Source organism: Lysobacter solisilvae (genome assembly GCF_016613535.2).
GTDB lineage: Bacteria > Pseudomonadota > Gammaproteobacteria > Xanthomonadales > Xanthomonadaceae > Agrilutibacter > Agrilutibacter solisilvae.
This window is the reverse complement of record NZ_CP071518.1, coordinates 3,534,279-3,554,453: the sequence shown is the minus strand read 5'-3', so window position 1 is coordinate 3,554,453 and position 20,175 is coordinate 3,534,279. Positions and strand designations below refer to the sequence as shown.

Genomic DNA, 20,175 nt, shown 5'->3' with positions numbered 1-20,175 from the left:
AGTTCGCCCCGGCGTTGGATGAGGGCCGCATGGGCTCGATCGGCCCGAAAAGCACTGGTTTGCATTCGTTGCTCTTGTGTCGTTGTCGTTCTACTCCTCATCGTTACGGTCAAAGGGGGCGCTTTTCATTGCTTCGAGGATCAAGCGCCCTCGTTCGTCGGGTGCGTACCAGCCAGAATCCTTGAGAATCTTCCGTGCGGACGTAAGGCAGAGGAGCCCCACAGAGACCCTTAGGTTCTGCCCTAGGGCTTCCGCGTGACTTGGGCGCACCCGCACGTAGCTGGTTTTCCCGCTGGACGTAATGCGGGTCTGGGCCGGGACGGTTCCGAGGAGTGCTCGGCCTAGGTTGAGGTCGAAGCATCTGTCGTTGAAGGGACGTAGACCCGGCTCCCAGTGGCCGTTGCATTCGGCCCAGAAGAACAGCCCCATGGCCGACGCGAGCATCGTTTTTGGTGTGGCGCCTGCCGCTCGAAGCCTTGCGAACTCGCGTCGCAGGAAGCCTGCCTTCTCAGAAGGCCTGATCAAGTCGTCCATGTACTCGAGGGCCGCGGCTACGGCGGGGTGGCTTTCGTGCGCTTCGATGAAGGCTAGGCACTCGGCACGCGGGTATTTCAATTCGCCCTTCCTGAGGACGCGTCCGCGGAGGTCCCGGGTGCGCTCAAGGCGCCTGTAGTGGGCCGCGCAGTACCTGCTACACGGCCGGGGATGCTGGAAGCAGCCAGGGGCTGCGCATTGCTGATATCGACTTTCTCTCATTTCTCCTAGTCAGTTTCGGGGAGGTACACCGGGGCACACGGGCGCGGAAAGCGCGGGAGCCAAAAAGGCAATGGGTGGGAGCACGCGTGCATCCGCAGGCGTCACTAGAGAGGGTGGGGGTGGGTTGGGCGCCGGGGATGATCCGCCAGAGCAGGCAGGGCGCGAAACAAGGTAGAACGGTATGCGGCAGATCGCCGCCGTGTTCCTGGCCTGGTCCTGGGTGCTACTAGCTGCGCGCAAGTAGATTGCGAACGCTGGAGGAATGCCAGCTCTTTCCGTGCAGGGTGAGGACGCCCCGCGCGTTCAATGCCCCCGCAATGGCTCCAAAGGTTTTGAACCCGCTTTCCCCCAGTGCATCGACGATCGGCTTCACCTTTGCGGCATGTTCTTTGGCCTTTCGGGCGGCAGCTGCGGTGCCTGCCTGGTTGCCCCTGCCAGCGCGCCTGAGGGCCTCCGCGCCGTTGGGGTTACCCAGCTTCACGCCTCGGGCCTTGGCGGCCGCTAGGGCCTCCTTGGTGCGCCTAGAGATGGCTTCTCGCTCCGTTTGGGCGATGACAGCCAGGACGCCAATAGTCGTGTTGTCCGCATTGGGTATGTCGGCCGCGGCAAACCGGATTCCCGACTTCTGCAGTTGGAGGAGGAAGGCCGCGTCCCTGCTGAGTCGATCCAGCTTGGCGATTACGAGCGTTGCACCCGTAACGTCCGCAAGTTGCAGCGCCTTGGTGAGCTCTGGGCGGTCGTCGCGCTTGCCACTCTCGATTTCAGTGAACGAGGCCAGCACAGCGCCAGAAGCGTTGTTGGCGTACTCCTTGACCGCGGCCTCCTGGGCGGCCAGCCCGAGTCCTGATCGGCCTTGGCGGGCCGTAGACACCCGGTAGTACGCAACGAGTTTGGGTGAGGTCGCCATGGGGGGGCTCCAAAGAGCTGGAGGGTGAGGAAGGTCGGAGTGGGCCTTAGGTCCCCCCTGGCCCGAATGCCGGCGCAGAGCGGTTCTAGGTGGCCGTGACAAATTCAAGGGCTTCTACCGAGAGGTGGCACTGACCAAAGCGGTCTTCTATGCGTTAGGTGGCAGCGACAGATTGGGGAGGGTCATAGACCAAATCCTCCTAACCGACGTTAGGTGGAATTGTACATCGCAATGATCTCTTCCATCTCATCGCTGGTGAGGTCCAAGGGGGTGGCGACCTGGGGAGGCTCGGGAGTCGCGCGTTCAGCTTCGAACTCCGACACCATCTCGTGTTCCAGCCCGGAGGTGGCCGTCACAGCCGCGCCCCCGGTGAGTGGATCAACGTCATCAGCTTGATCGTGTTCGCCAAGCACGCCGATTACGTAGTAGTTGTTAACAGGGTGGCCGTCAGGACCCGTGAAACTCGGCCGATTGGAGTGCCGGACCAAGCCGTGCTCAATCAAGATGCTGGTGCCCTTGGCGATCGTCGCCGGCCGGATGCCGGTGTACGCCTGAATTCGACGGTGTGACACAGGCGCCAAGTGAGAGTTGCGCTGCCTGACCGTGAGGAGAGTCAGGTAGACCTTGAGGGCAGCCAAGGCTTCTGCACTTCCATTGGGCACGTTCTTCAGGCGTGCGCGGACGATGTCGCGCGGGAGCTTCGAGAACTGCTTCCGATCTTCTGACTCGATGAGCCGGTAGGTGCTTCGATACCCGTGGCGATCTACCCCCAGCGCACCGAGCTCCTCCAGCGCACGGATACCGGCGATCACCATCGGGCGCGACAAGCCTGTCAGCACCTCAAGCTGGGTAAGCGACACCTGCACCTTGGCGAACAGCTCATCCGCCGAGAGTGCGATCGCCAGGTACACCTTCAATGCCGCGATGCTCCGTCCCGTCGTGGATTCGCCAGCGCCTAAGCGCTTGAGGAGCATGTCGCGAATCCACCAGTTCGGGAACGCAGCTGCCTTCCTCATGGCCTACTTCCTCTCGCGGCGGAGCGCGACCAAGGCGACATGCAACGCGTAGAGCGCAACACCAAGGGCGCCGAGACACACGACGTAGGCCAAGGTGGCGCTGTCAGCGTGCAGCGCGTCCCTGATCATCGAAATGAGGGGGGTGAGGTCGATCATGCCTGGCGCTCCGAGGGCGGGGATGCGCCAAATCTAGCTGCTCCTGCGGAGATAGTATAGAGCGAGCGACGCGCACGAGATGGGCAAAATGGAGTTAGGCCGCTATTTCGGAGGGAAAATGCAGCATTTCGAGATGGTAAATACAAGCCGCAAAAGTGCTCCTGTCATTTACCATGTTGTCCTTCGTGTCGGCGAGGGGCGCGCGAGATGGGGGCAGAGGGAGGCAGAAGGGGGCGGTTTGACGCAGGCGCCTGGAAGGGGGTGCGGGGGGTTGCTGCGGCGTCGCTCTATGGAGTTGCCTCGGAAATTTCTATCAAAAAATTCCCGCACGGAATCCGGGCGGCCTAGCTCTTCGTTACACATGAAATGTGTGCCATACTTGTGACACACACATTGTGAGTGACGAGCGCCATGAAGTGGATAGCTTTCGGCCAAGCGTTGGCTTCTGCCAGGGAGGCGACTGGCCTGGGTCAAGCAGAGCTCGCCTCTCAGTTGGGTGTGGCTCAGCAGACTGTCAGTCGATGGGAGTTGGGGCAGTCCAGGCCAAGGCTCACGCAAATGCCTCAAGTCGCTGCGGCCGTAAGCGCAGACCTAGATCAGCTCCTGCTTTCGTCTGGCTACGGGCCGAGCATTCCGGCTGCCAAGTCGCCTGCTCAACGGCCGATTGACGCGCCGTGGCCCTTGGATGCCCTGTCCCCAGATTCCCTTGAGCGGTTCTCTGCGGACCTCGCGAAACTGCTTCACGGCCAGTCCTCGAAGGTGTCTCGCTACGGAGACCGCGGCCATAAGCAAGAGGGCTTAGACGTTATCGCTGACCTCGCAGATGGCACTCGCATTACATACCAATGCAAGCGGCATTCGACGTTCGGCCAAGGCAAGATTGACGAGGCCGTTGCCGCGCATACGGCTCTTGCCGACAGCAAAGTCATTCTTTTCACCGGACTTGCAAGCCCTCGGGCGCGTGAGCACATCCGGCGCTACCCAGGTTGGGAGCTATGGGACAGGGAGGACATCACTCGGCAGGCTCGATTAAACCTCTCCAAGGTTGACCTCAGGCGGCTTGTAGACTCCTACTTTCCTGGCCAACGCCTTGCACTGTTGGGAGAGACTGAGCCTTCGGTGTGGCGTACGCCTGAAGAGTTCTTCGCCGCTATGTCGGACTTTGGTCCAGGGTTCTCTCATGCGTGGAAGCTCGTTGGTCGAAAAGCCGACACAAAAGCGCTCATCGACTTCGTCCGCGCCCCAAATTCTTGCGCCATAGCGGTGCTGGGCGCAGGGGGCGCTGGAAAGACTCGCCTCCTGAAAGAGCTCACCGAAGACGAAAGCACGGCCGATCGGCGCACCTACTTTCTTTCTCGCGAGCCCCTAACTTCGCGCGAGTTGGAAGCACTCGGGGCGGGCGAGAAACTGCTCATTTGCGACGACGCGCATGAGAGAGAGGATATTGCTCTCCTCGCGAGCTACGTCGCGCACCCATCCAACCGCGCGAAGCTCATATTGGCCCTTAGGCCGTACGGGCTCCGTCTGGTTCGCGAGCAGTCGACGCCTCTCGCTGACCTACCCACCCACGAATTGGGGCGACTCTCCGCCGCCGAAGCCGAGCAGTTGGCCTGTTCGGCGCTGGTGCACTTTGGTGCCGACAAGGCATACGCACGGAGGGTGGCCGAGTACACGAAAGACTGCCCCCTCGCTACGGTATTGGCAGCGCAGGTTTTGGGTAAGGGGGAGGCTCTTCCGGAGTTTCTTCACGATGAAGAGCGCTTTCGCTCCGAGTTGTTTGCGCGCCTGATCGACTCAACTGTTCGCGGGATTAGCTTGTCCCTCAATGAGTCGCATGTCCGAACGACACTCGCTGCTATTGCGCTGCTACAGCCTATTACCGATCTAGATGCGCAGCTTGCATCAACTTTGAGCAAGATCTCAGAACTCCCAGTGCCCGAAGTCAATCGGATCATCAAGCGGCTTCGCGACGCAGGGGTCTTGTTCGAACGCGGTGCTGGGAGTCGCATCGCGCCAGATCTCTTGGCGGACTTCCTCATCGAGGACGCTATTGTTTCGGCCGGTGGCGGGTCCAACGGCTTCGCAGAAGAGGTGTTTGATCTTGCGCCGGCCGGCTATGCGGGGCACGTTCTCGCAAACCTCGGCCGTCTTGATTGGCGGCGGTCGAGTGGCATGAAGCAGTCCAAGCTGCTCGACGACCTGTGGGGAAGGCTACGGTGGTCGAGCCCTTATGCAAATCCTCATCTTCGAGCAGCTGCGGCGGCGGCCTTCTATCAGCCGTCCCAGGCACTCGCATTCGTACGAAGAATGATTAGCAATGGCCACCTTGATGACCAGCTCGCTGTCATTGCTCGAAACGCGGCTTACAACGAAGAGGGTATGGCTGACGCCTTCGCGCTGCTGTGGGAAATTGGGCAGAATGACAGTAGGCCGACGAATCAGCATCCAAACCATGCGATACGACTGCTTTCGGAGTTAGCTGCACCTGAGCCTGACAAGTCGGTCTATTACATGGAACAGGTCGTAGATTTCATGCTCTCGTTGCTTCCGTATGAGAGCAGTTGGACGGGTGCGCACACGCCTTTGGACGTGCTGACTTCGGCACTATCTACGGAGGGGTACACAACCTCGGCAACTGCACGAGCCATATCCATGGTGCCATTCTCGGTCCGGCAAGCGGCGGTCGCTGGAGTCCGGGCAAAGGTTATCGATGCTTGCATTGCACTCCTCACGCACACGGACGTGGCGAAGGCCCATGCCGCCGCCGGTGCGCTTGGAGAGGCATTACAAGCTCCGCGAGGCCTGCTCGGTGCGACCCCGGGAGAAGAGGCGCGAGAGAGTTGGAACGCTGAGTTTTTGAGCACCCTTCAACGGATTAGAAGCACGATTGAGTCCGGCGAATTGGCATCCACTGTGTTAACGAGGCTAGGAAGTGTAGTTAGTTGGCTTTCGCAGTACGGCCAAGGTGCAATCCGGGAGAACGCCCAGGCCATCCTCGAATCGTTGAATAGGGATATGCGAACGAGCACCGTTCGTATGTTGGTAGATGGCTGGGGGCATCTCACGCGCGAACGGTACACAGGAGGCTGGGAGGATTCACAGCGCGAATTGGCGGAGTTCGCTGAGAAGCTTGTTGATACCTACCCTGCTGATGGGTTGGCTGATCTGCTTGAGAGTTGCCTTGAGGAGATTCAGGTAGCTAAGAGCACTTCTTCGCACATCCTAATGGACGCGATTCTTGGTCGCTCCGCCGACCTTGCATCTTTGGTCCTTGATCAAGCACTGCACGGTTCGCGAACCCAGCTTTCGGACTTCGCGGGTATGGCGCTCGCCCATCTTCGCGCCAAAGACTCACCGATTGCGATGTCGGCGATTGAGGTCATTTTGGTGGCACATCAAAGTGCGCAAGTCGGTATTCTGGCTGAAGCCTATAGCCGGGTGTCGCTTTCAGTGTTTGAAGCAGTGGACATAACCGCGCTCCGCGCCATTACTGCGTCTGACGAAGAGCGAGTGCACATCATGGCCGCTGGGGCGGTCCGTCAAGTTTCCCGCGTGGATATGGACCTTGCGATTGATTTGCTCCTGCATGCAAATTTGGCCGTATCCTCGCGCGTAGCTCACGAATATTTGTTGTGGCTGACTAGCGAGAAGTCGATCCAGTTTGAGCGCCTAACTTTAGAGCAGGTCGAGACGCTCCTCAGCAAAATCGAAGGTCTGAAATCAATTGGTGACTATTGGATTGAGGAATTTCTCAGAAAGTCCATGCGCGTTTATCCGCGCTCGGTTTTGGACTTCCTGAAGCGGCGAGTTATCCGCGGCTCCGAGCGTGAGCGCGACTGGGAGTACAGGGCAATTCCCCGCCGACCATCCCATGGGAACTTCGGTCTCATGGCCATCCCGGAAGCGGGCATACATCTTCGCGAGCTGTTTGACTGGGCTCTTGCGGATGACTCAGTGCTGTACCTGTTCGGCGACATGATCGAGTCTTGTTGCACGTTCGATGCCAACCTAGTTTCGTTCATGGATTCATGGCTATCTGCGGGGACCGAACGCCACTATGAGGTTGTGTCCACCGTGTTGCGCGAGGCTCCCAATGGATTTGTGTTTGAACACCAGGAGTTTGTGATTCGACTGCTACGCGCTTCACGAAGCTTTGGGCCGCAGGCGAACCGGACTCTGTCATCGGCGCTCTATGCGGCGTCAGTTTCGGGGATGCGCATGGGCTCGCCAGGCGAACCCTTCCCGCAGGACTTGAGGCTGCTCGATCGCGCACAGCAAGTCCTGGCCGGGCTGGGCAAGCACGACCCCGCGTTCAAGCTCTTTGATGATCTGCGAAAGCATGCGGAGCTGGAGATTGCTAACCAGCGTGAGGAGGGGCGAAATCTAGATCGACTGGACGAGGACAGGGGATGAAGCGGACAGTCCCTTGAGCGCCAGACCTAAAGCTTTTACGAATTCGGGAGGGGCTGGGGGGGCGCTGGTCGCCGGTTCTGATTCGCGTGTCCTTTCAAATCCCCCGCCCAACATGGCCTAGCCCGCTCCCGCGGCTCGTGTTGTACCTTGTGGGTGAGGCGGGCTGGTTGGCAGATGTAGCCACCCAGGAATATCACAGTGGAGGATAGTCTTTGACAGACCGCGGGGATCTTGTCCTTATCGTTGGCGCCGGAGCGAGCAAGGAATACGGGCTTCCAACCGGTAAGGAACTGATGGCAAACATCGCCAATCGGCTCCGATTCACGGTTGACGCATTCGGTCATCCTCTCGGCGACCGGCCAATCTTGTCGGCCATTCGACACAAGTTGGGCCCAGGAAACAGCCTGCACACTCATGTCAGGGCTGCTGAGAGAATTTCAAACGGCATGGCGCAGGCGCCGTCAATCGACAACTACATCCATGCTCACAAAGGCGATTCGGAAATCGAACTCTGTGGAAAGCTTGCTATCGTCCGTGAAATCTTGCTGGCAGAGTCGAAGAGTACGCTCTTCGTTTCGCGCTCAGATTCCTGCAACCGCATGAATCACGAGGGTCTGCAAGAAGGGTGGTTCAACCGGTTTTGCAGGAACTATTTCATCGGATGCACAAAGAGGGAAAGGGCCGGCCTGGCGGATCGGTTGTCCTCGCTCAAGTTCATCGTATTCAACTACGACAGGTGCGTTGAGCATCAATTATTCAATTGGATTCGCGACTACTTTTCCCTGGGGGACGAAGAAACAGTCGATCTATTGAGTCATGTAGAGATCTATCACCCGTACGGCAGCATTGGGCGCTTGGATTGGCAGTCCGGAGACCGTCGTCGGGTGCACTTTGGCGATGAAGTTGCGGGCGACGTGTTGCTTGAGCTCGCCGGAGAGATCAAAACGTTTACAGAGAGCTCGAAGACTAGTCCTGAAACCGCAAAGATCAAGCAACTGGTTCGTAGTTGTCAGACTGTTGTTTTTATGGGGTTTGGATATGACCGTCTGAACTTGAAGCTGCTTGCCTCTGGCGGTGGCGGAGGCTTCGACAAGAGGCGTGCAGTAATTGGGACCGCTGCCGGACTGTCTAGGCATAGCCGGGCGCTCGTAACTCAGCAACTGGAACAGGTTGTTCGAGTCCCACAGGAGCAAGTTATTCTGGACGAACTCTTCTGCGACCAGTTCGTGCAGGACTACAGTCTCAGCCTATCGGCAATGCGAGCTGAGCCGATCTGGTAGTGACTGCCCGAATTGCTGATCGTATTCGCTACGTGCCGGACTCTCGCACTTTGGCGTGTGGCATGAAGCCCCCCACTCTGGATCTGCTTGCGGCCACTTTGCGAAGAATCGGCGACCAACCTACTCTAGGCCGACTTCAAGGGGATGGGGGGCGTTTGGCATGGAAGGTTGGAAGAATTTCTTCTTGGCGATGGACTGGAAATCGGTTCTCGTTGCGGGCTTCGCGGGAACGCTCCTCGGTGCGTTTCTGAAAGAAGCCGCCAAAGATGGCTACACCCGCCTCTCAAAGCGGTACTTCCCGTCAGCCGGGCCTGAGCCTGAGCCCGCGATTAGCAAGCTCACGTTGGCCGAGGTGGTGGAACTGTTCAAAGCTTCACCGCCCTTACAGCGCAAGCACGTTGAGAAGGGGCTGGTCGGTGTGGGGGTCCAATGGGACTTGGAATTCGGTTCAGGCACCGAACGCTTCGGCACCCTATCGGTGACCATGGGGCCAGAACAGAAACCTGGCGCACCTATTGTGGCCGTCATATGCGACGTTCCATCGAAGTTGTACCCGCAGCTTCAAGTACTCCATAGCCGCAAGCCCGTTCGAGTTACCGGGCGTATCGCAGCCGTGACGTCCATGGTCATCACCCTTTCGCACGCGAAATTGGACATCCTATAGGCGCAAGCGCTAGGCCGGTTCGTACTTCTTTCTGATCTCGGCATCCAGCTCAAACGGTGTGGCCCATCGCGAGTACTTCTGTTTGCAACTAGGGCAGTAGGTGAACTGCTCGGTCCGGTCACCGCGCACAAGATGTACCAGCCGGTGGTCGACTTCCCAGCACTTAGAACAGTACGGGTCTCCCGATGCTGCGCCCTCTCCATCGAGTTCGTAATACCCGTCCTTGAACCTGACGGTCTTGGCCTTGAGCTTGAGCTTCTCGTGCATCTCATCCAGCTCTTTGTAGGCCTGCTGAAGTTCTTCCTTCGCGTCCGTGACGCTGTTCTTGGCGTCTGCAAGGGCGTTCAGCGCGTCCGCCAACTTGAACCTCATTTCGGCTTTGTCTAACGCGTCGCCCGCAGCCATCGCGCTCTTGATTAGGTCCGCAGCGAGCTTGAGGCCCTCGGCAGCTTCAAAGACGGCCAGCATTGCTGTACTCATGCGCTCACTCCCCCGGGATGTGGGGAGAGCATACGCAATACGAAAAAAGCCCCAGGGATCGCCTGAGGCCTTCGTCTCGGTGTACTAGAGAGGTGTACTAGACGGCATGGGTCATCGCCTAGTAAGTGCCTGATTTTTAAGCCTCAGGAGGGGGTGGTGCCGGAAGTGGGACTCGAACCCACACACTTTTAAGGGTGGCGGATTTTGAGTCCGCTGCGTCTACCGATTCCGCCATTCCGGCGCGGGGCCGCAGTATAGCCGAGGGGGCTGCGCGCGGGCACGGCGGGGGTGGGGGACGGCGCAGGCCGATGGGCGTGGACATGGCGTTCAGAGCGCGGCTTTCAGAGCATGCCGTTCAGAAGCCGCCGTAGCGCGCCATCATCGCGGCGAAGACCAGGATCGGGGCGATCAGCGCCAGTTCGATGCGGACCAGGCGCGCGAGCTGCCGCACGAGCGCGGGATCGGGTTCGAAAGCCGGGTCGGTGCGCAGGGTCTTGCGCCAGCGCAGGAACATCATCGTGGGCTTGATCGAGAACGCGAACACCAGCAGGAACGTGCCCATCTTGGCGTGGAACCAGGGGTTGTGCAGGTAGAAGTCGGAACCCTTCACCCCGTAGGCCAGGCGGGCGATGCCGACGCCGATCAGGGCCATCGCGCTCAAGCCGTAGCCCAGGTCGACGCCTGCCAGGCGCTGGATGGTGGCCGCGTCGATACGTCCGCGCAGCAGCACCGATTCGGTGGCCAGCATCGCGATGATGGCGAAGAACAGCAGGTGGTGGACACTGGCGAGCGTCAGGTCGGTCAGCATGCGGGCATCACGGCGGGGAGGGAGCGGCGATGCTGCGTGACGCGCGCGGCAAGTTCCAGTGGCGGAAGTCAGTTGCGAGGCCGTGGCGTGTAGGGCGGGTTTCAACCCGCCATCGCGCGCGCCGAAGACGCGACGGATCACCGGGCGGCGGGTCAAGACCCCCCCTATGGGGCTGCGATGGGGCGGGTTTCAACCCGCCATCGCGCGCGCCGAAGATGCGACGGATCACCGGGCGGCGGGTCAAGACCCGCCCTATGGCGCTGCAATAGGGCGGGTTTCAACCCGCCATCGCGCGCGCCGGAGATGCGACGGATCATCGGGCGGCGGGTCAAGACCCGCCCTATGGGGTGCGATGGGTTTCAACCCGCCATCGCGCGCGCCGGAGATGCGACGGATTATCGGGCGGCGGGTCAAGACCCGCCCTATGGCGCTGCAATAGGGCGGGTTTCAACCCGCCATCGCGCGTGCCGGAGATGCGACGGATTACCGGGGGCAGCAAAAAAGCCGCCCGGAGGCGGCTTTCAGGTGGGACGCGGGCGTCAGGCGCGATCCGGCCAGGCGCGAAGATTTACTCCGCCGTATCCGTCGTATCCGTGCACAGGGTCTTGTCCATGCGCACGAACCACTCGCCTTCCCGCGGCACGAACATCGAGCAGCACTCCATCGGCGCCTTGTAGATGTGCAGCGAGATGGCGACGTTGCTGTCGCTGGTGTTGCGGATGGTGTGGTACTCGTGCGGCGGGATCAGGCTGCCCGCGCTGCCGGGGCCGGCATGCATGCCGCCGGCGGCGCGGAAGTGGAACTGGTCGCCGTCGCGTTCGAGCAGTTCGAACTGGACGATCTCCAGCTCGCCGTCCCAGACGCCTTCCACGCACCACAGGCCCGAATGGTCGTGCACCGGCGTGCCCTGGCCGGGGCCCCAGGTCATGGCGACCACGCTGTAGCCGTGCTGCGGGCTGCGGTAGAGCTCGCGACGCGCGTAGTGGTCCTCGATCCGGTCGTAGACGCAGGCCGGCAGCTGGACGTCGCGGTCACGGATCATCCGGCACAGCGCGTTGCGCAGGGACGCGGTGACCTCGTGCTCGTCGCCGGCGACGACGGCGGCATCGATCGCGGCGATCAGCTTGTCGTGGCCGGGAAAGTCAAGATCCGGACAGGGATCGGACTGATGAGCGCTGGTAATGTCCATATGCCGATTCTAGCCCGGCCGGACCGCGGGGAAAGCGGTCCGTTGCCCGATTTGCACCCGCCGGACGCGCGGCCCGCCCGTCCGGGCGGCCGGTGCCGGGGTCACAGGGTGGCGAGGAACCCGGCGACCGCCGGCCCGAAGCGCGCGATGTCGACCAGGAACGCATCGTGTCCCTGCGGCGATTCCAGCGGCAGGAACGTGGCGTCCGCGCCGCCTTCGCGCAGGCCGTCGGCGATCTCCTGCTGCTGCTGCAGCGGGAACAGGATGTCGGTGTGCACGCCGATGGCCAGCACCTTGTCGACGTGGATCTGGCGCAGTCCGTCCGGCCCCAGGTCGAACCAGTCCATCGAACGGCTCAGGTAGAGGTAGCAGTTGGGGTCGAAGCGGCGCACGAAGCGGCGCGCGTGGCCTTCCAGGTAGCTCTCGACCTGGAACTCCAGGCCGAAGGGCTCCTCATCCGGGCGGTCGGATTCCAGGCGCACGCGGCCGAAACGGCCGTCCCATTCCAGCGCCGAGCGATAGGTGATCACGCCCAGCTTGCGCGCCATGCGCATGCCCGATTCGGGATAGGTCACCTCGTCGTACTGGCCGTGGTTCCAGTTGGGGTCCAGCCGGATCGCCTCGCGCTGCAGCGAGCGGATGGCGATGGAGAACGGCAGCGCCCGCGGCGCGCCGGAAATGTTGATGTGCGCGTGGGCGATGCCCGGATGGCGCTGCAGCAGCGACAGCGCAGTCATGCCGCCCATCGAGTTGCCGATCAGGCAGGCGAGGCGCGTGATGCCCAGGCCGCGCACGACGCTGGCGGCCGCATCGGCGCCGTCCTCGACCGACAGGTCGGGGAAATCCAGGCGGTAGAGCGCGCCGGTGGACGGGTTCATCGAGGCCGGCCCGGTGGAACCCTTGCAGCTGCCCAGCGAATTGACGCACACCACGAACCAGCGATCGGTGTCGATGGGTTTTCCCGGCCCCAGCATCGGCTCCCACCAGCCCGCCTCGGGATTGCCCTCGTTCGCCGCGGCATGGGCGTCGGGCGACAGGCCGGTGACGATCAGCACGGCGTTGTCGCGCGCGGCGTTGAGTTCGCCCCAGGTCTCGAAGGCGACGTGCGCGCCGACCAGCGCGCCGCCGCGCTTCATCGGGAAGGGCGAGGGCAGGGGATGGAAGCGGGTGCCGGGAGGAATGAATTCGGTCATTGCGTCAGCGTGAGGCCTGGGCGTAAGGGGCGGGTCGTGCGCGCGGTGGTGGTCGCGCCGCGCCGGTTGCACGGACGCGCTTGCATCATCGGCCGCGCCGCATCCGTGCACCGAACCCGCCGCGCAACGTTGTGGTGCGCCGGGGCAGGCGGCTGCCGTGTTGGTGGATGCATGGGCCTTCCCTGGTCCTGGCGCGCGCGGTCAGTCGCGCGCGTGGTCGATCGTGAGCGCGACCGGCGCCTTGGCGGGCAAGGATACCGGCAAGGCCCTGGATTCCGGGTCGCCGGGCCGCGGCGTCGCATCGCCGGTGCTGGACAGGCGCGCGATGACTTCGACCTGTTTCAGCGCGGACAGCCGCATCGTCGGCATGGGGCTGTCGCTGTCGTCGAGGACGACCTCCAGCGGGAATTTCGGCGCAGCGATCTTTTCCACCGCCACGGGCATCGGCGGGCCGCCCGCCTGTCGCGCGATGACGAACAGCGTGGCGCCTGCCGGCGGTGGCAGCGAGGGATCCAGTGCGATGGTCACGCGCAGGCCGCCGGTCGCCGCCGCCGGTGCGGCGCCGGGCAAGGGCTCCTGGCCGGCCTCGGCGCGCGCCAGGTTGATCTGCTCGCGCAGACCCACGGCCGTCTGGCTGTCCACGATGGCCAGCAGCGGTTCCCAGGTGCGCGCGGCTTCCGCCGGCTGCCGGGCCTGTCGCTGGGCGATGCCCAGGAACCAGCGGGCGCGCTGGTGCATGGGCTGCCGAGCCAGGGCCTGGCGCAGCAGCGCCACGGCGCTCGCATCGAAGTTGCGGTCCGCCGCGGCGAGGGCGCGGGCCTCGGCGGCTTCGCTCAGCACGTCGGCATCCTCGGGGGCGAGCGCGGCCGCCTTGCCGAACGCATCGCGCGCCTCGGCGGCGCGCCCCTGCGTGGACAGCGCGCGTCCGAGCAGGCGCCAGCCCTCGACCTGGTCGGGGTCGTCGCGCAGGCGCTGCTCCAGCTGCGCCACCGCGGCGTCCAGCGTCCTGGGTTCGGTCAGCTGGGTCGCATCGAGCGCGCGCGGCGTGCCCACCAGCACATAGACCAGGCTGGCCACCGCGCCGAACGACACCATCAGCGCCGCGCCGGTCGCACGGCCTTCCCGCCAGAGCGGCCGCAGCACGAAGCCCAGGGCCAGCAGCGCGACCAGCGCCGCGGCAATCACGAAAGCGGTCATGCGGCGATCACCATTCCTGTCCGTCGTCGGCGTCGCGCGCGGGCGCGGCGGCCGCCTTCTGCCGCACGATGCGGGCCACGAGGACGCCGCCGGCCAGCAGCACCACCAGCGGGCCGAACCACAGCAGCCACGTGCTCGTGCGCACCTGCGGGCGATACAGGACGAACTGGCCGTAGCGCTCGACCAGGAAGTCCTTGATCTGCGCATCGCTGCGGCCCTGGCGCATCAGCTCCAGCACTTCGCGGCGCAGGTCGCGCGCGATCAGCGCGTTGGAATCGGCCAGCGACTGGTTCTGGCACATCACGCAGCGCAGCTCCGCGACCAGGGCGTGGAAGCGGGCTTCCTCGGCGGTGTCGGTGAAGGTCAGCGGCGCCTCCGCCTGGCCCGCCTGCGCGAACACGGGCGGCGTCGCCACGGCGCAGCACGCCATCAGCAGTGCGAGGATCCAGGCCTTCATTTCGTTGCGTCCAGCTGCGCCAGCGCAGGCAGCAGTTGCGACTGGACGACCTCGTCGGTCAGCGGGCCGACGAACTTCCAGCGCACGATGCCCTTGCCGTCGACGAGGAAGGTTTCCGGCGCGCCGTAGATGCCCCAGTTGATGGCGACCTGGCCGTCGTAGTCGCGCACGATCACCCAGTAGGGGTTGCCGAACTGCTCCAGCCACGCCATCGCGTCGGCCTGCTCGTCCTTCCAGTTGAAGCCGACCACGCGCACGCGCCGGGTCTCGGCGAAGCGGGTGAGCACCGGATGTTCGTCGCGGCAGCCCGGGCACCAGCTGCCCCAGACGTTGAGCAGGTAGGGCGCGCCGCGCAGGTCCCGGGTGCCGAACTGGCGCTCGGGTTCGTGCAGCACGGGCAGGTGGAATTCGGGCGCCGGCTTGCCGATCAGCGGCGAAGGCAGGGCTTCCCGGTTCGGATTCCGGCTCATCCAGACGCCCACGGCCAGCAGGACGCCCAGCACGGCGACCACGGCCAGCGGCAGCCAGCGGGTTGCTTGCTTCATCAGTCGGCGTCTCCCTGGGCGTCGGCAAAGTCGAAATCGTGGTCGCCCATCGCGTGGCGCGCTGACGTGGCGGCCGCTTGCACGGGCAGCATTTCGGGCACGTCGACAACAATGTCGCCAGTCGCCGCATCGCGGGCGCCCGCCGGTCGTGCCGCGCGGAAGCGGCGATCCGTCGCGGCCACCAGGCCGCCGAGCATCATCAGCAGCGCGCCGGCCCAGATCCAGCGGATGAAGGGCTTCACGTGCACCCGCAGCGCCCAGGCACCGTCGCCCAGCGGTTCGCCCAGCGCGACGTACAGGTCGCGGGTGATCCCCGGGTCGATGGCGGCCTCGGTCATCACCTGGCCGCCGCTGGCGTAGGCGCGCTTTTCCGGATGCAGCACGGCCTGCGGCGCGCCGTTGCGGAACACGGTGACTTCGCCACGATCGGCCTGGAAGTTGGGGCCCTGGTAGCGCTCCACGCCCTCGAAGCGGAATTCGTAGCCGCCCAGCTCAACGCTGTGGCCCTGCGACACGGCCAGTTCGCGCTGCTGGCTCAGGCCTTCGGTCAGCAGTGCGCCGATCAGGAACACCGCCACGCCCAGGTGGGCGAGCGTCATGCCCAGCATCTCGGCGGTGAACTGGCGACCACCGCCGGCCAGCCGCGTCCACACGAAGCGCGCCGTGCCGACGGCGACCCACAACGCGCCCAGCACGCCGGCGGCCACCTTCCAGGAGGAATACGGCGCCAGGAAATAGGCCGCGATCGCCGCGCCGACAGCCAGGCCGGCCCACGGCAGCAGCATCGCCATCGGCACCGCGACCTGTTCGCGCTGCCAGCGGGTGACCGGCCCGAAGGGCAGCAACAGCACCAGCGGCGCCATCAGCACCAGGAACATCATTGCGAAGTAGGGCGGGCCGACCGAGATCTTGCCCAGCTCCAGCGCATCGGCCAGCAGCGGATAGAGCGTGCCCAGCAGCACCATCGCGCAGGCGGTGGACAGCAGCAGGTTGTTGGCCAGCAGCAGCGTTTCGCGCGATGCCGTGGCAAAGGGCTTGCCCTCGTCGCGGGCGGGTGCGCGCAGGGCATAGAGCAGCAGCGAGCCGCCGATCACCACGCCCAGGAAGGTCAGGATGAACAGGCCGCGCGCCGGATCGGAGGCGAAGGCATGCACCGAGGTCAGCACGCCCGAACGCACCAGGAAGGTGCCCAGCAGCGACAGCGAGAAGGTGGCGATCGCCAGCAGCACCGTCCAGCCGGCAAAGCTGCCGCGCTTCTCGGTCACCGCCTGCGAATGCAGGAGGGCCGCGCCGGCCAGCCAGGGCATGAACGAGGCGTTCTCGACCGGATCCCAGAACCACCAGCCGCCCCAGCCCAGCTCGTAATACGCCCACCACGACCCCAGCGCGATCCCTACGGTGAGCAGCGCCCAGGCGACATTCGTCCACGGCCGCGTCCAGCGCAGCCAGCGCGCGTCGATGGCGCCGCCTTCGAGCATCGAGGCGATGGCGAAGGCGAAGGGCACGCAGAACCCGACGTAGCCCAAGGTACAGCATCGGTGGATGGATGATCATCCCCGGGTCCTGCAGCAGCGGGTTGAGGTCGCGGCCTTCGGCCACCGCCGGCAGCAGGCGCTCGAACGGGTTGCTGGTGAAGATCAGGAAGGCCAGGAAGCCCACCGCGACCACGCCCATCACGCCCAGCACGCGCGCCACCACGGTGGCGGGCAGGCGCTGCGAGAAGCGCGCCACCGCGCCCGTCCACGCGGCCAGGATCAGCGCCCACAGCAGCAGCGAGCCCTCGTGCGCGCCCCACACGGCGGTATAGCGATAGACCACGGGCAGCAGGCTGTTGCTGTTGGTGGCCACGTAGCGCAGCGAGAAATCCTGGGTGACGAAGCCGTGGGTCAGGATGGCGAAGGCCATCGCCACCAGCGCCAGCTGCGCGTACGCGGCCGGCCGCGCCACCGCCATCCAGGCGCCGATGCCCCGGTGTGCGCCCAGCAGGGGCAGCACGGCCTGCAGCGCGGCAATGAGCAGCGCCAGGACGAGGGCGAACTGGCCGAGTTCGGGCAGCATGGCTTACTTCATTTCCGTGGCGGGCGCCGCGCCGGGCGCCTGCACGTCGTGCTTCTTGTGCGCCATGCCCATCTTGTCGGCGACTTCCTTGGGCATGTATGTCTCGTCGTGCTTGGCCAGCACCTGCTCGGCGACGAAGCGGTCGCCTTCCATGCGGCCGGTGGCGATCACTGCCTGCTTCTCGCGGAACAGGTCGGGCAGGATGCCGTTGTAGACCACGGGCATCTGCGCATCGCCATCGGTGACCCGGAAGTGCGCTTCCAGTGATCCGGGCGCGCGCTTGAACGAATCGGCGGCCACCATCCCGCCCAGGCGGAAGCGCGCATGCTGGCCGGCCTCGCCGCGCAGCACTTCGCTGGGCGTGTAGAGGTAGGTGATGTTGCGCTGGATGGCCCAGGTCACCAGCGTGGCGGCGATGCCGGCGGCGACGACCAGGGCGAGGATCAACAGCAGGCGGTTGCGGCGGACGGGATTCATCGGCTCAGTTCGGTGCGTGGATCGGTGGTGCGTGCCGGCGTCGTGCCCGGCGCCGACTTGCGTGCCGCCTCGCGCTGGGCGCGCATGCGCGCATTGCGCAGTTCGCGGCGGATCTGCCAGTGCGTGGCGACAAAATCCCAGCCCAGCACCAGCACGAACACCGCGTAGGCGGCGATCAGGTAGCCCGCGTAGCTCATGGACGCGCTCCGGTGGCCTGTTGCGCCACCCAGGCCTTGCCCGCCTCGCGGCGGAGGTTGTCGGCGCGCGAACGGGCGAGCAGGGCGCCGATGAACCACAGCTTGGTGCCCACGATCATCAGCACCAGCGGCGCGATCATGCTGGAGTCCATGGTCGAATCGCCCAGCAGGCGGATCGTCTGGCCCTGGTGCAGGGAGTTCCACCAGACCACCGAATAGCGGATCACCGGCAGCAGGGCGACGCCGACGATGGCCAGGAACCCGGCGGCGCGCGCGGCGGCGCGGCGGTCGTCGATGGCGTTGTACAGGCCGATCACGCCCAGGTACATGAAGAGCAGGATCAGTTCCGTGGTCAGGCGTGGGTCCCAGTCCCACCAGGTGCCCCACATCGGCCGGCCCCAGATCGATCCCGTCGCCAGGGTGATGACGGTGAAGGCGGCGCCGATCGGCGCGCAGGCCATGGCGAGGATCTCGCACAGCTTGATGCGCCAGATCTGCGCGATCGCGGCGTAGACGGCCATGAGCGCGAACACGGCCATGCTCATCCACGCGCTGGGCACGTGGATGTAGAGGATGCGGAAGCTGTCGCCCTGCTGGTAGTCCGCCGGCACCCGGAACAGGCCCAGATACAGGCCCACGGCCATGACGAGCAGGCCGCAACCGTAGGCCCACGGCGCCCAGCGCGCGGCGAAGCGGTCGAAGTACGGGGGCGAGCCGAGTTGGTGGAACCAGCGGACGATCGGATTCATGCGCTCGTGGCGTTGCCCCATGGGCTTTCAAGGATCAGGCCTGCGGGAACCAGGCCCTGGTGGAACAGGGAGCCGCGCAGCCGGCGGAAGGGTGTGGTTGGGTCAGTTCAGCGAGATCCGGATCGCCGCCGCCGCGGCCAGCGGCGCCAGCACGAGGGCGAGGATCAGGCCGGCTCCCAGCATCAGCCAGGCGCCGGTGACATCCAGTCCCTGTGCCGAGGCGGCCACGCTGCCGGCGCCGAACACCAGCACGGGCACGTACAGCGGCAGCGCCAGCAGGGCCACAAGTATACCGGAGCGCCGCATTCCGACCGTCAGCGCGGCGACCACCGCGCCCAGCAGGCTCAGCAGCGGCGTGCCCAGCGCCAGCGACACCATGACCGCGGGCAGCTGCGCGGCGGGCAGGTGCAGCATCTGCGCCAGCACGGGCGTGGCGATCAGCAGCGGCAGCGCGGTGGTCGCCCAGTGCATGAACGTGCGTACCGCAACCAGCCAGGGGAGCGGCACCGGCGCCAGCATCCATTGTTCCAGCGAGCCGTCCTCGGCGTCGCCGCGGAACAGGGTGTCCAGCGCCAGCAGGCCGGCGAGCAGCACGGCCAGCCAGAGCACGGCGCCGGCCGAACGGCCCAGCGCCTCGCGCTCGCCGCCCAGCGCCAGCGCGAACAGGGTGACCACCAGCAACGCGAACAGAGCCGGCTGCAGCGCATCACCGCGGCGGCGCCAGATCAGGCGGGCATCGCGGACGAGCAGGGCGCGGGCGGCGCCGGCCAGGGTGGGGGCGATGCCGGGCGTCATGGATGGGCCCCGGCGCGGCAGGCAACGGGCGGGACGCGGGCGTCGTCGGCGCGGTACGCCGCAGCCGCGTGGTGCGGTCGGGGGCACTGGAGACGCACCCGAGGGCCCGCGGATACGAGGCTCCGACCGCTGGCGGCACCCCGCGGCTCACGCATGGGCGGGCCTGCGCATGACCAGCATCTTCGTGCGCACCGGCGGCGCGGCGTAGGCGCCGTGGGTGGTGACCAGGGTGGCGCCGCCCTCGTGCAGGTGGGCCTGGATCATCCGGTTGACCAGTTCGATCCCTTCGAGGTCGAGGTTGGCGTAGGGCTCGTCGAGCAGCCACAGCGGGGCGGGCGACAGCCACAGCCGGGCCAGCGACAGCCGCTTCTTCTGGCCGGCGGACAGCTGGCGGGCCAGCGCGTCCTCGAAGCCGGCGAGGCCGGTCACCGCCATCGCGGCTTCGGGCGACTGGGTCGGCCGGCGGCCATGCAGGCCGCACAGGAATTCCAGGTTCTCCAGCGCGCTCAGGTCGGCCTTCAGGGCGGGCAGGTGGCCCAGGTAGGCCATGGCATGGGACCGTTCGGCCGCGTCGCGGGCACGGCCCATCAGCGCATGGCCACCCAGGCGGATATCGCCGCCATCGGGCCGGAGCAGGCCGGCCAGCACGCGCAGCAGGGTGGTCTTGCCGGCGCCGTTGTCGCCCTGCACCAGCAGCGCCTCGCCCGCGTCGACGTCGAAATCCAGCGGCCCGAACACCGGTTCGTCGTTGCGGCTGAAACGCAGGCCACGCACCTCCAGCAACGCAGCGCGTTCCGGGGTGGCGGCGGATTCGGACCGATGCGCGGGGGTGGTCATG

General features: G+C 65.0%; 19 protein-coding genes, 1 tRNA gene and 2 pseudogenes. 4 read left to right on the top strand and 18 right to left on the bottom strand.

The features are described 5' to 3' along the window. Window positions 1–90: 90 nt before the first annotated feature. The 4 genes from I8J32_RS15670 to I8J32_RS15655 form a co-directional block, all read right to left on the bottom strand. Window positions 91–615, bottom strand: a complete 525-nt coding sequence (locus I8J32_RS15670) for a hypothetical protein (RefSeq protein WP_207526671.1) — start codon at window positions 613–615, stop codon at window positions 91–93. Between the two features lie 367 nt (window positions 616–982). Next, window positions 983–1,663 (bottom strand): recombinase family protein, encoded by a 681-nt coding sequence (locus I8J32_RS15665; protein ID WP_200613336.1) that lies wholly within the window; start codon window positions 1,661–1,663, stop codon window positions 983–985. Between the two features lie 209 nt (window positions 1,664–1,872). After that, window positions 1,873–2,637: a hypothetical protein gene (locus I8J32_RS15660; protein ID WP_207526670.1), complete on the bottom strand. Its 765-nt coding sequence runs from the start codon at window positions 2,635–2,637 to the stop codon at window positions 1,873–1,875. 45 nt (window positions 2,638–2,682) lie between these two features. Continuing rightward, complete coding sequence (locus I8J32_RS15655; RefSeq protein ID WP_200613332.1) at window positions 2,683–2,835, bottom strand: hypothetical protein; 153 nt, start codon at window positions 2,833–2,835, stop codon at window positions 2,683–2,685. A 411-nt stretch (window positions 2,836–3,246) separates the two neighbouring features. Between I8J32_RS15655 and I8J32_RS18165 the strand changes: the two are divergent. The 4 genes and pseudogenes from I8J32_RS18165 to I8J32_RS15640 form a co-directional block, all read left to right on the top strand. Then, a pseudogene (locus I8J32_RS18165) lies at window positions 3,247–3,372 on the top strand (helix-turn-helix transcriptional regulator); the annotation flags it as partial. Between the two features lie 144 nt (window positions 3,373–3,516). Next, window positions 3,517–7,248 (top strand): restriction endonuclease, encoded by a 3,732-nt coding sequence (locus I8J32_RS15650; protein WP_245156356.1) that lies wholly within the window; start codon window positions 3,517–3,519, stop codon window positions 7,246–7,248. A 293-nt stretch (window positions 7,249–7,541) separates the two neighbouring features. Beyond that, entirely contained in the window at window positions 7,542–8,528 is a 987-nt protein-coding gene (locus I8J32_RS15645) for a hypothetical protein (RefSeq protein ID WP_200613327.1), read from the top strand. 160 nt (window positions 8,529–8,688) lie between these two features. Beyond that, window positions 8,689–9,192 carry a hypothetical protein gene (locus tag I8J32_RS15640; RefSeq protein ID WP_200613324.1) on the top strand — a complete coding sequence of 168 codons (504 nt, stop codon included), beginning with the start codon at window positions 8,689–8,691 and terminating at the stop codon, window positions 9,190–9,192. Between the two features lie 9 nt (window positions 9,193–9,201). On the opposite strand, the gene I8J32_RS15635 is transcribed toward I8J32_RS15640, so the two are convergent. The 14 genes and pseudogenes from I8J32_RS15635 to ccmA form a co-directional block, all read right to left on the bottom strand. After that, a complete protein-coding gene (locus I8J32_RS15635; RefSeq protein WP_200613322.1) occupies window positions 9,202–9,672 on the bottom strand; it encodes a hypothetical protein in 471 nt (156 codons plus the stop codon). A gap of 154 nt (window positions 9,673–9,826) precedes the next feature. After that, a tRNA-Leu gene (locus I8J32_RS15630) sits at window positions 9,827–9,913 on the bottom strand. Between the two features lie 114 nt (window positions 9,914–10,027). After that, complete coding sequence (locus I8J32_RS15625; protein WP_200613319.1) at window positions 10,028–10,480, bottom strand: DUF2214 family protein; 453 nt, start codon at window positions 10,478–10,480, stop codon at window positions 10,028–10,030. Window positions 10,481–11,048: 568 nt separating this feature from the next. Beyond that, the gene (locus I8J32_RS15620) at window positions 11,049–11,669 is read right to left on the bottom strand and encodes a cysteine dioxygenase family protein (RefSeq protein WP_200613316.1); all 621 of its coding nucleotides are present in this window, start codon (window positions 11,667–11,669) and stop codon (window positions 11,049–11,051) included. 101 nt (window positions 11,670–11,770) lie between these two features. After that, a complete protein-coding gene (gene metX, locus I8J32_RS15615) occupies window positions 11,771–12,862 on the bottom strand; it encodes a homoserine O-acetyltransferase MetX (RefSeq protein ID WP_200613313.1) in 1,092 nt (363 codons plus the stop codon). A 201-nt stretch (window positions 12,863–13,063) separates the two neighbouring features. Next, window positions 13,064–14,059 carry a tetratricopeptide repeat protein gene (locus I8J32_RS15610; RefSeq protein ID WP_200613310.1) on the bottom strand — a complete coding sequence of 332 codons (996 nt, stop codon included), beginning with the start codon at window positions 14,057–14,059 and terminating at the stop codon, window positions 13,064–13,066. A 7-nt stretch (window positions 14,060–14,066) separates the two neighbouring features. Beyond that, on the bottom strand, window positions 14,067–14,516 hold the full coding sequence (locus I8J32_RS15605; protein WP_407060974.1) for a cytochrome c-type biogenesis protein: 450 nt from the start codon (window positions 14,514–14,516) through the stop codon (window positions 14,067–14,069). Then, window positions 14,513–15,064 carry a DsbE family thiol:disulfide interchange protein gene (locus I8J32_RS15600; RefSeq protein WP_407061038.1) on the bottom strand — a complete coding sequence of 184 codons (552 nt, stop codon included), beginning with the start codon at window positions 15,062–15,064 and terminating at the stop codon, window positions 14,513–14,515. Before I8J32_RS15600 ends, I8J32_RS15605 begins: the two co-directional genes overlap by 4 nt. A gap of 152 nt (window positions 15,065–15,216) precedes the next feature. Next, window positions 15,217–17,119, bottom strand: a pseudogene (locus I8J32_RS15595) (heme lyase CcmF/NrfE family subunit); the annotation flags it as partial. A gap of 3 nt (window positions 17,120–17,122) precedes the next feature. Then, complete coding sequence (ccmE, locus tag I8J32_RS15590) at window positions 17,123–17,596, bottom strand: cytochrome c maturation protein CcmE (RefSeq protein ID WP_200613303.1); 474 nt, start codon at window positions 17,594–17,596, stop codon at window positions 17,123–17,125. Then, window positions 17,593–17,793, bottom strand: a complete 201-nt coding sequence (gene ccmD, locus I8J32_RS15585) for a heme exporter protein CcmD (RefSeq protein ID WP_200613301.1) — start codon at window positions 17,791–17,793, stop codon at window positions 17,593–17,595. The genes ccmE and ccmD overlap by 4 nt, the downstream gene beginning before the upstream one ends. Beyond that, window positions 17,790–18,542: a heme ABC transporter permease CcmC gene (gene ccmC / locus I8J32_RS15580; RefSeq protein ID WP_200613298.1), complete on the bottom strand. Its 753-nt coding sequence runs from the start codon at window positions 18,540–18,542 to the stop codon at window positions 17,790–17,792. The genes ccmD and ccmC overlap by 4 nt, the downstream gene beginning before the upstream one ends. A gap of 102 nt (window positions 18,543–18,644) precedes the next feature. Then, window positions 18,645–19,337, bottom strand: coding sequence for a heme exporter protein CcmB (gene ccmB, locus I8J32_RS15575; RefSeq protein WP_200613283.1), 693 nt, complete (start codon window positions 19,335–19,337; stop codon window positions 18,645–18,647). A 147-nt stretch (window positions 19,338–19,484) separates the two neighbouring features. Beyond that, entirely contained in the window at window positions 19,485–20,174 is a 690-nt protein-coding gene (ccmA, locus tag I8J32_RS15570) for a heme ABC exporter ATP-binding protein CcmA (protein WP_200613280.1), read from the bottom strand. Window position 20,175: the final 1 nt, after the last annotated feature.

Bases quoted from the DNA above. Each gene is read 5' to 3' on its own strand.
- I8J32_RS15665 (WP_200613336.1), bottom strand. From the start codon at position 1,663: ATGGCGACCTCACCCAAACTCGTTGCGTACTACCGGGTGTCTACGGCC.
- I8J32_RS15660 (WP_207526670.1), bottom strand. From the start codon at position 2,637: ATGCTCCTCAAGCGCTTAGGCGCTGGCGAATCCACGACGGGACGGAGC.
- I8J32_RS15655 (WP_200613332.1), bottom strand. From the start codon at position 2,835: ATGATCGACCTCACCCCCCTCATTTCGATGATCAGGGACGCGCTGCAC.
- I8J32_RS15645 (WP_200613327.1), top strand. From the start codon at position 7,542: ATGGCAAACATCGCCAATCGGCTCCGATTCACGGTTGACGCATTCGGT.
- I8J32_RS15640 (WP_200613324.1), top strand. From the start codon at position 8,689: ATGGAAGGTTGGAAGAATTTCTTCTTGGCGATGGACTGGAAATCGGTT.
- I8J32_RS15635 (WP_200613322.1), bottom strand. From the start codon at position 9,672: ATGAGTACAGCAATGCTGGCCGTCTTTGAAGCTGCCGAGGGCCTCAAG.
- I8J32_RS15625 (WP_200613319.1), bottom strand. From the start codon at position 10,480: ATGCTGACCGACCTGACGCTCGCCAGTGTCCACCACCTGCTGTTCTTC.
- I8J32_RS15620 (WP_200613316.1), bottom strand. From the start codon at position 11,669: ATGGACATTACCAGCGCTCATCAGTCCGATCCCTGTCCGGATCTTGAC.
- metX (WP_200613313.1), bottom strand. From the start codon at position 12,862: ATGACCGAATTCATTCCTCCCGGCACCCGCTTCCATCCCCTGCCCTCG.
- I8J32_RS15610 (WP_200613310.1), bottom strand. From the start codon at position 14,059: ATGACCGCTTTCGTGATTGCCGCGGCGCTGGTCGCGCTGCTGGCCCTG.
- I8J32_RS15605 (WP_407060974.1), bottom strand. From the start codon at position 14,516: ATGAAGGCCTGGATCCTCGCACTGCTGATGGCGTGCTGCGCCGTGGCG.
- ccmE (WP_200613303.1), bottom strand. From the start codon at position 17,596: ATGAATCCCGTCCGCCGCAACCGCCTGCTGTTGATCCTCGCCCTGGTC.
- ccmD (WP_200613301.1), bottom strand. From the start codon at position 17,793: ATGAGCTACGCGGGCTACCTGATCGCCGCCTACGCGGTGTTCGTGCTG.
- ccmC (WP_200613298.1), bottom strand. From the start codon at position 18,542: ATGAATCCGATCGTCCGCTGGTTCCACCAACTCGGCTCGCCCCCGTAC.
- ccmB (WP_200613283.1), bottom strand. From the start codon at position 19,337: ATGACGCCCGGCATCGCCCCCACCCTGGCCGGCGCCGCCCGCGCCCTG.
- ccmA (WP_200613280.1), bottom strand. From the start codon at position 20,174: ATGACCACCCCCGCGCATCGGTCCGAATCCGCCGCCACCCCGGAACGC.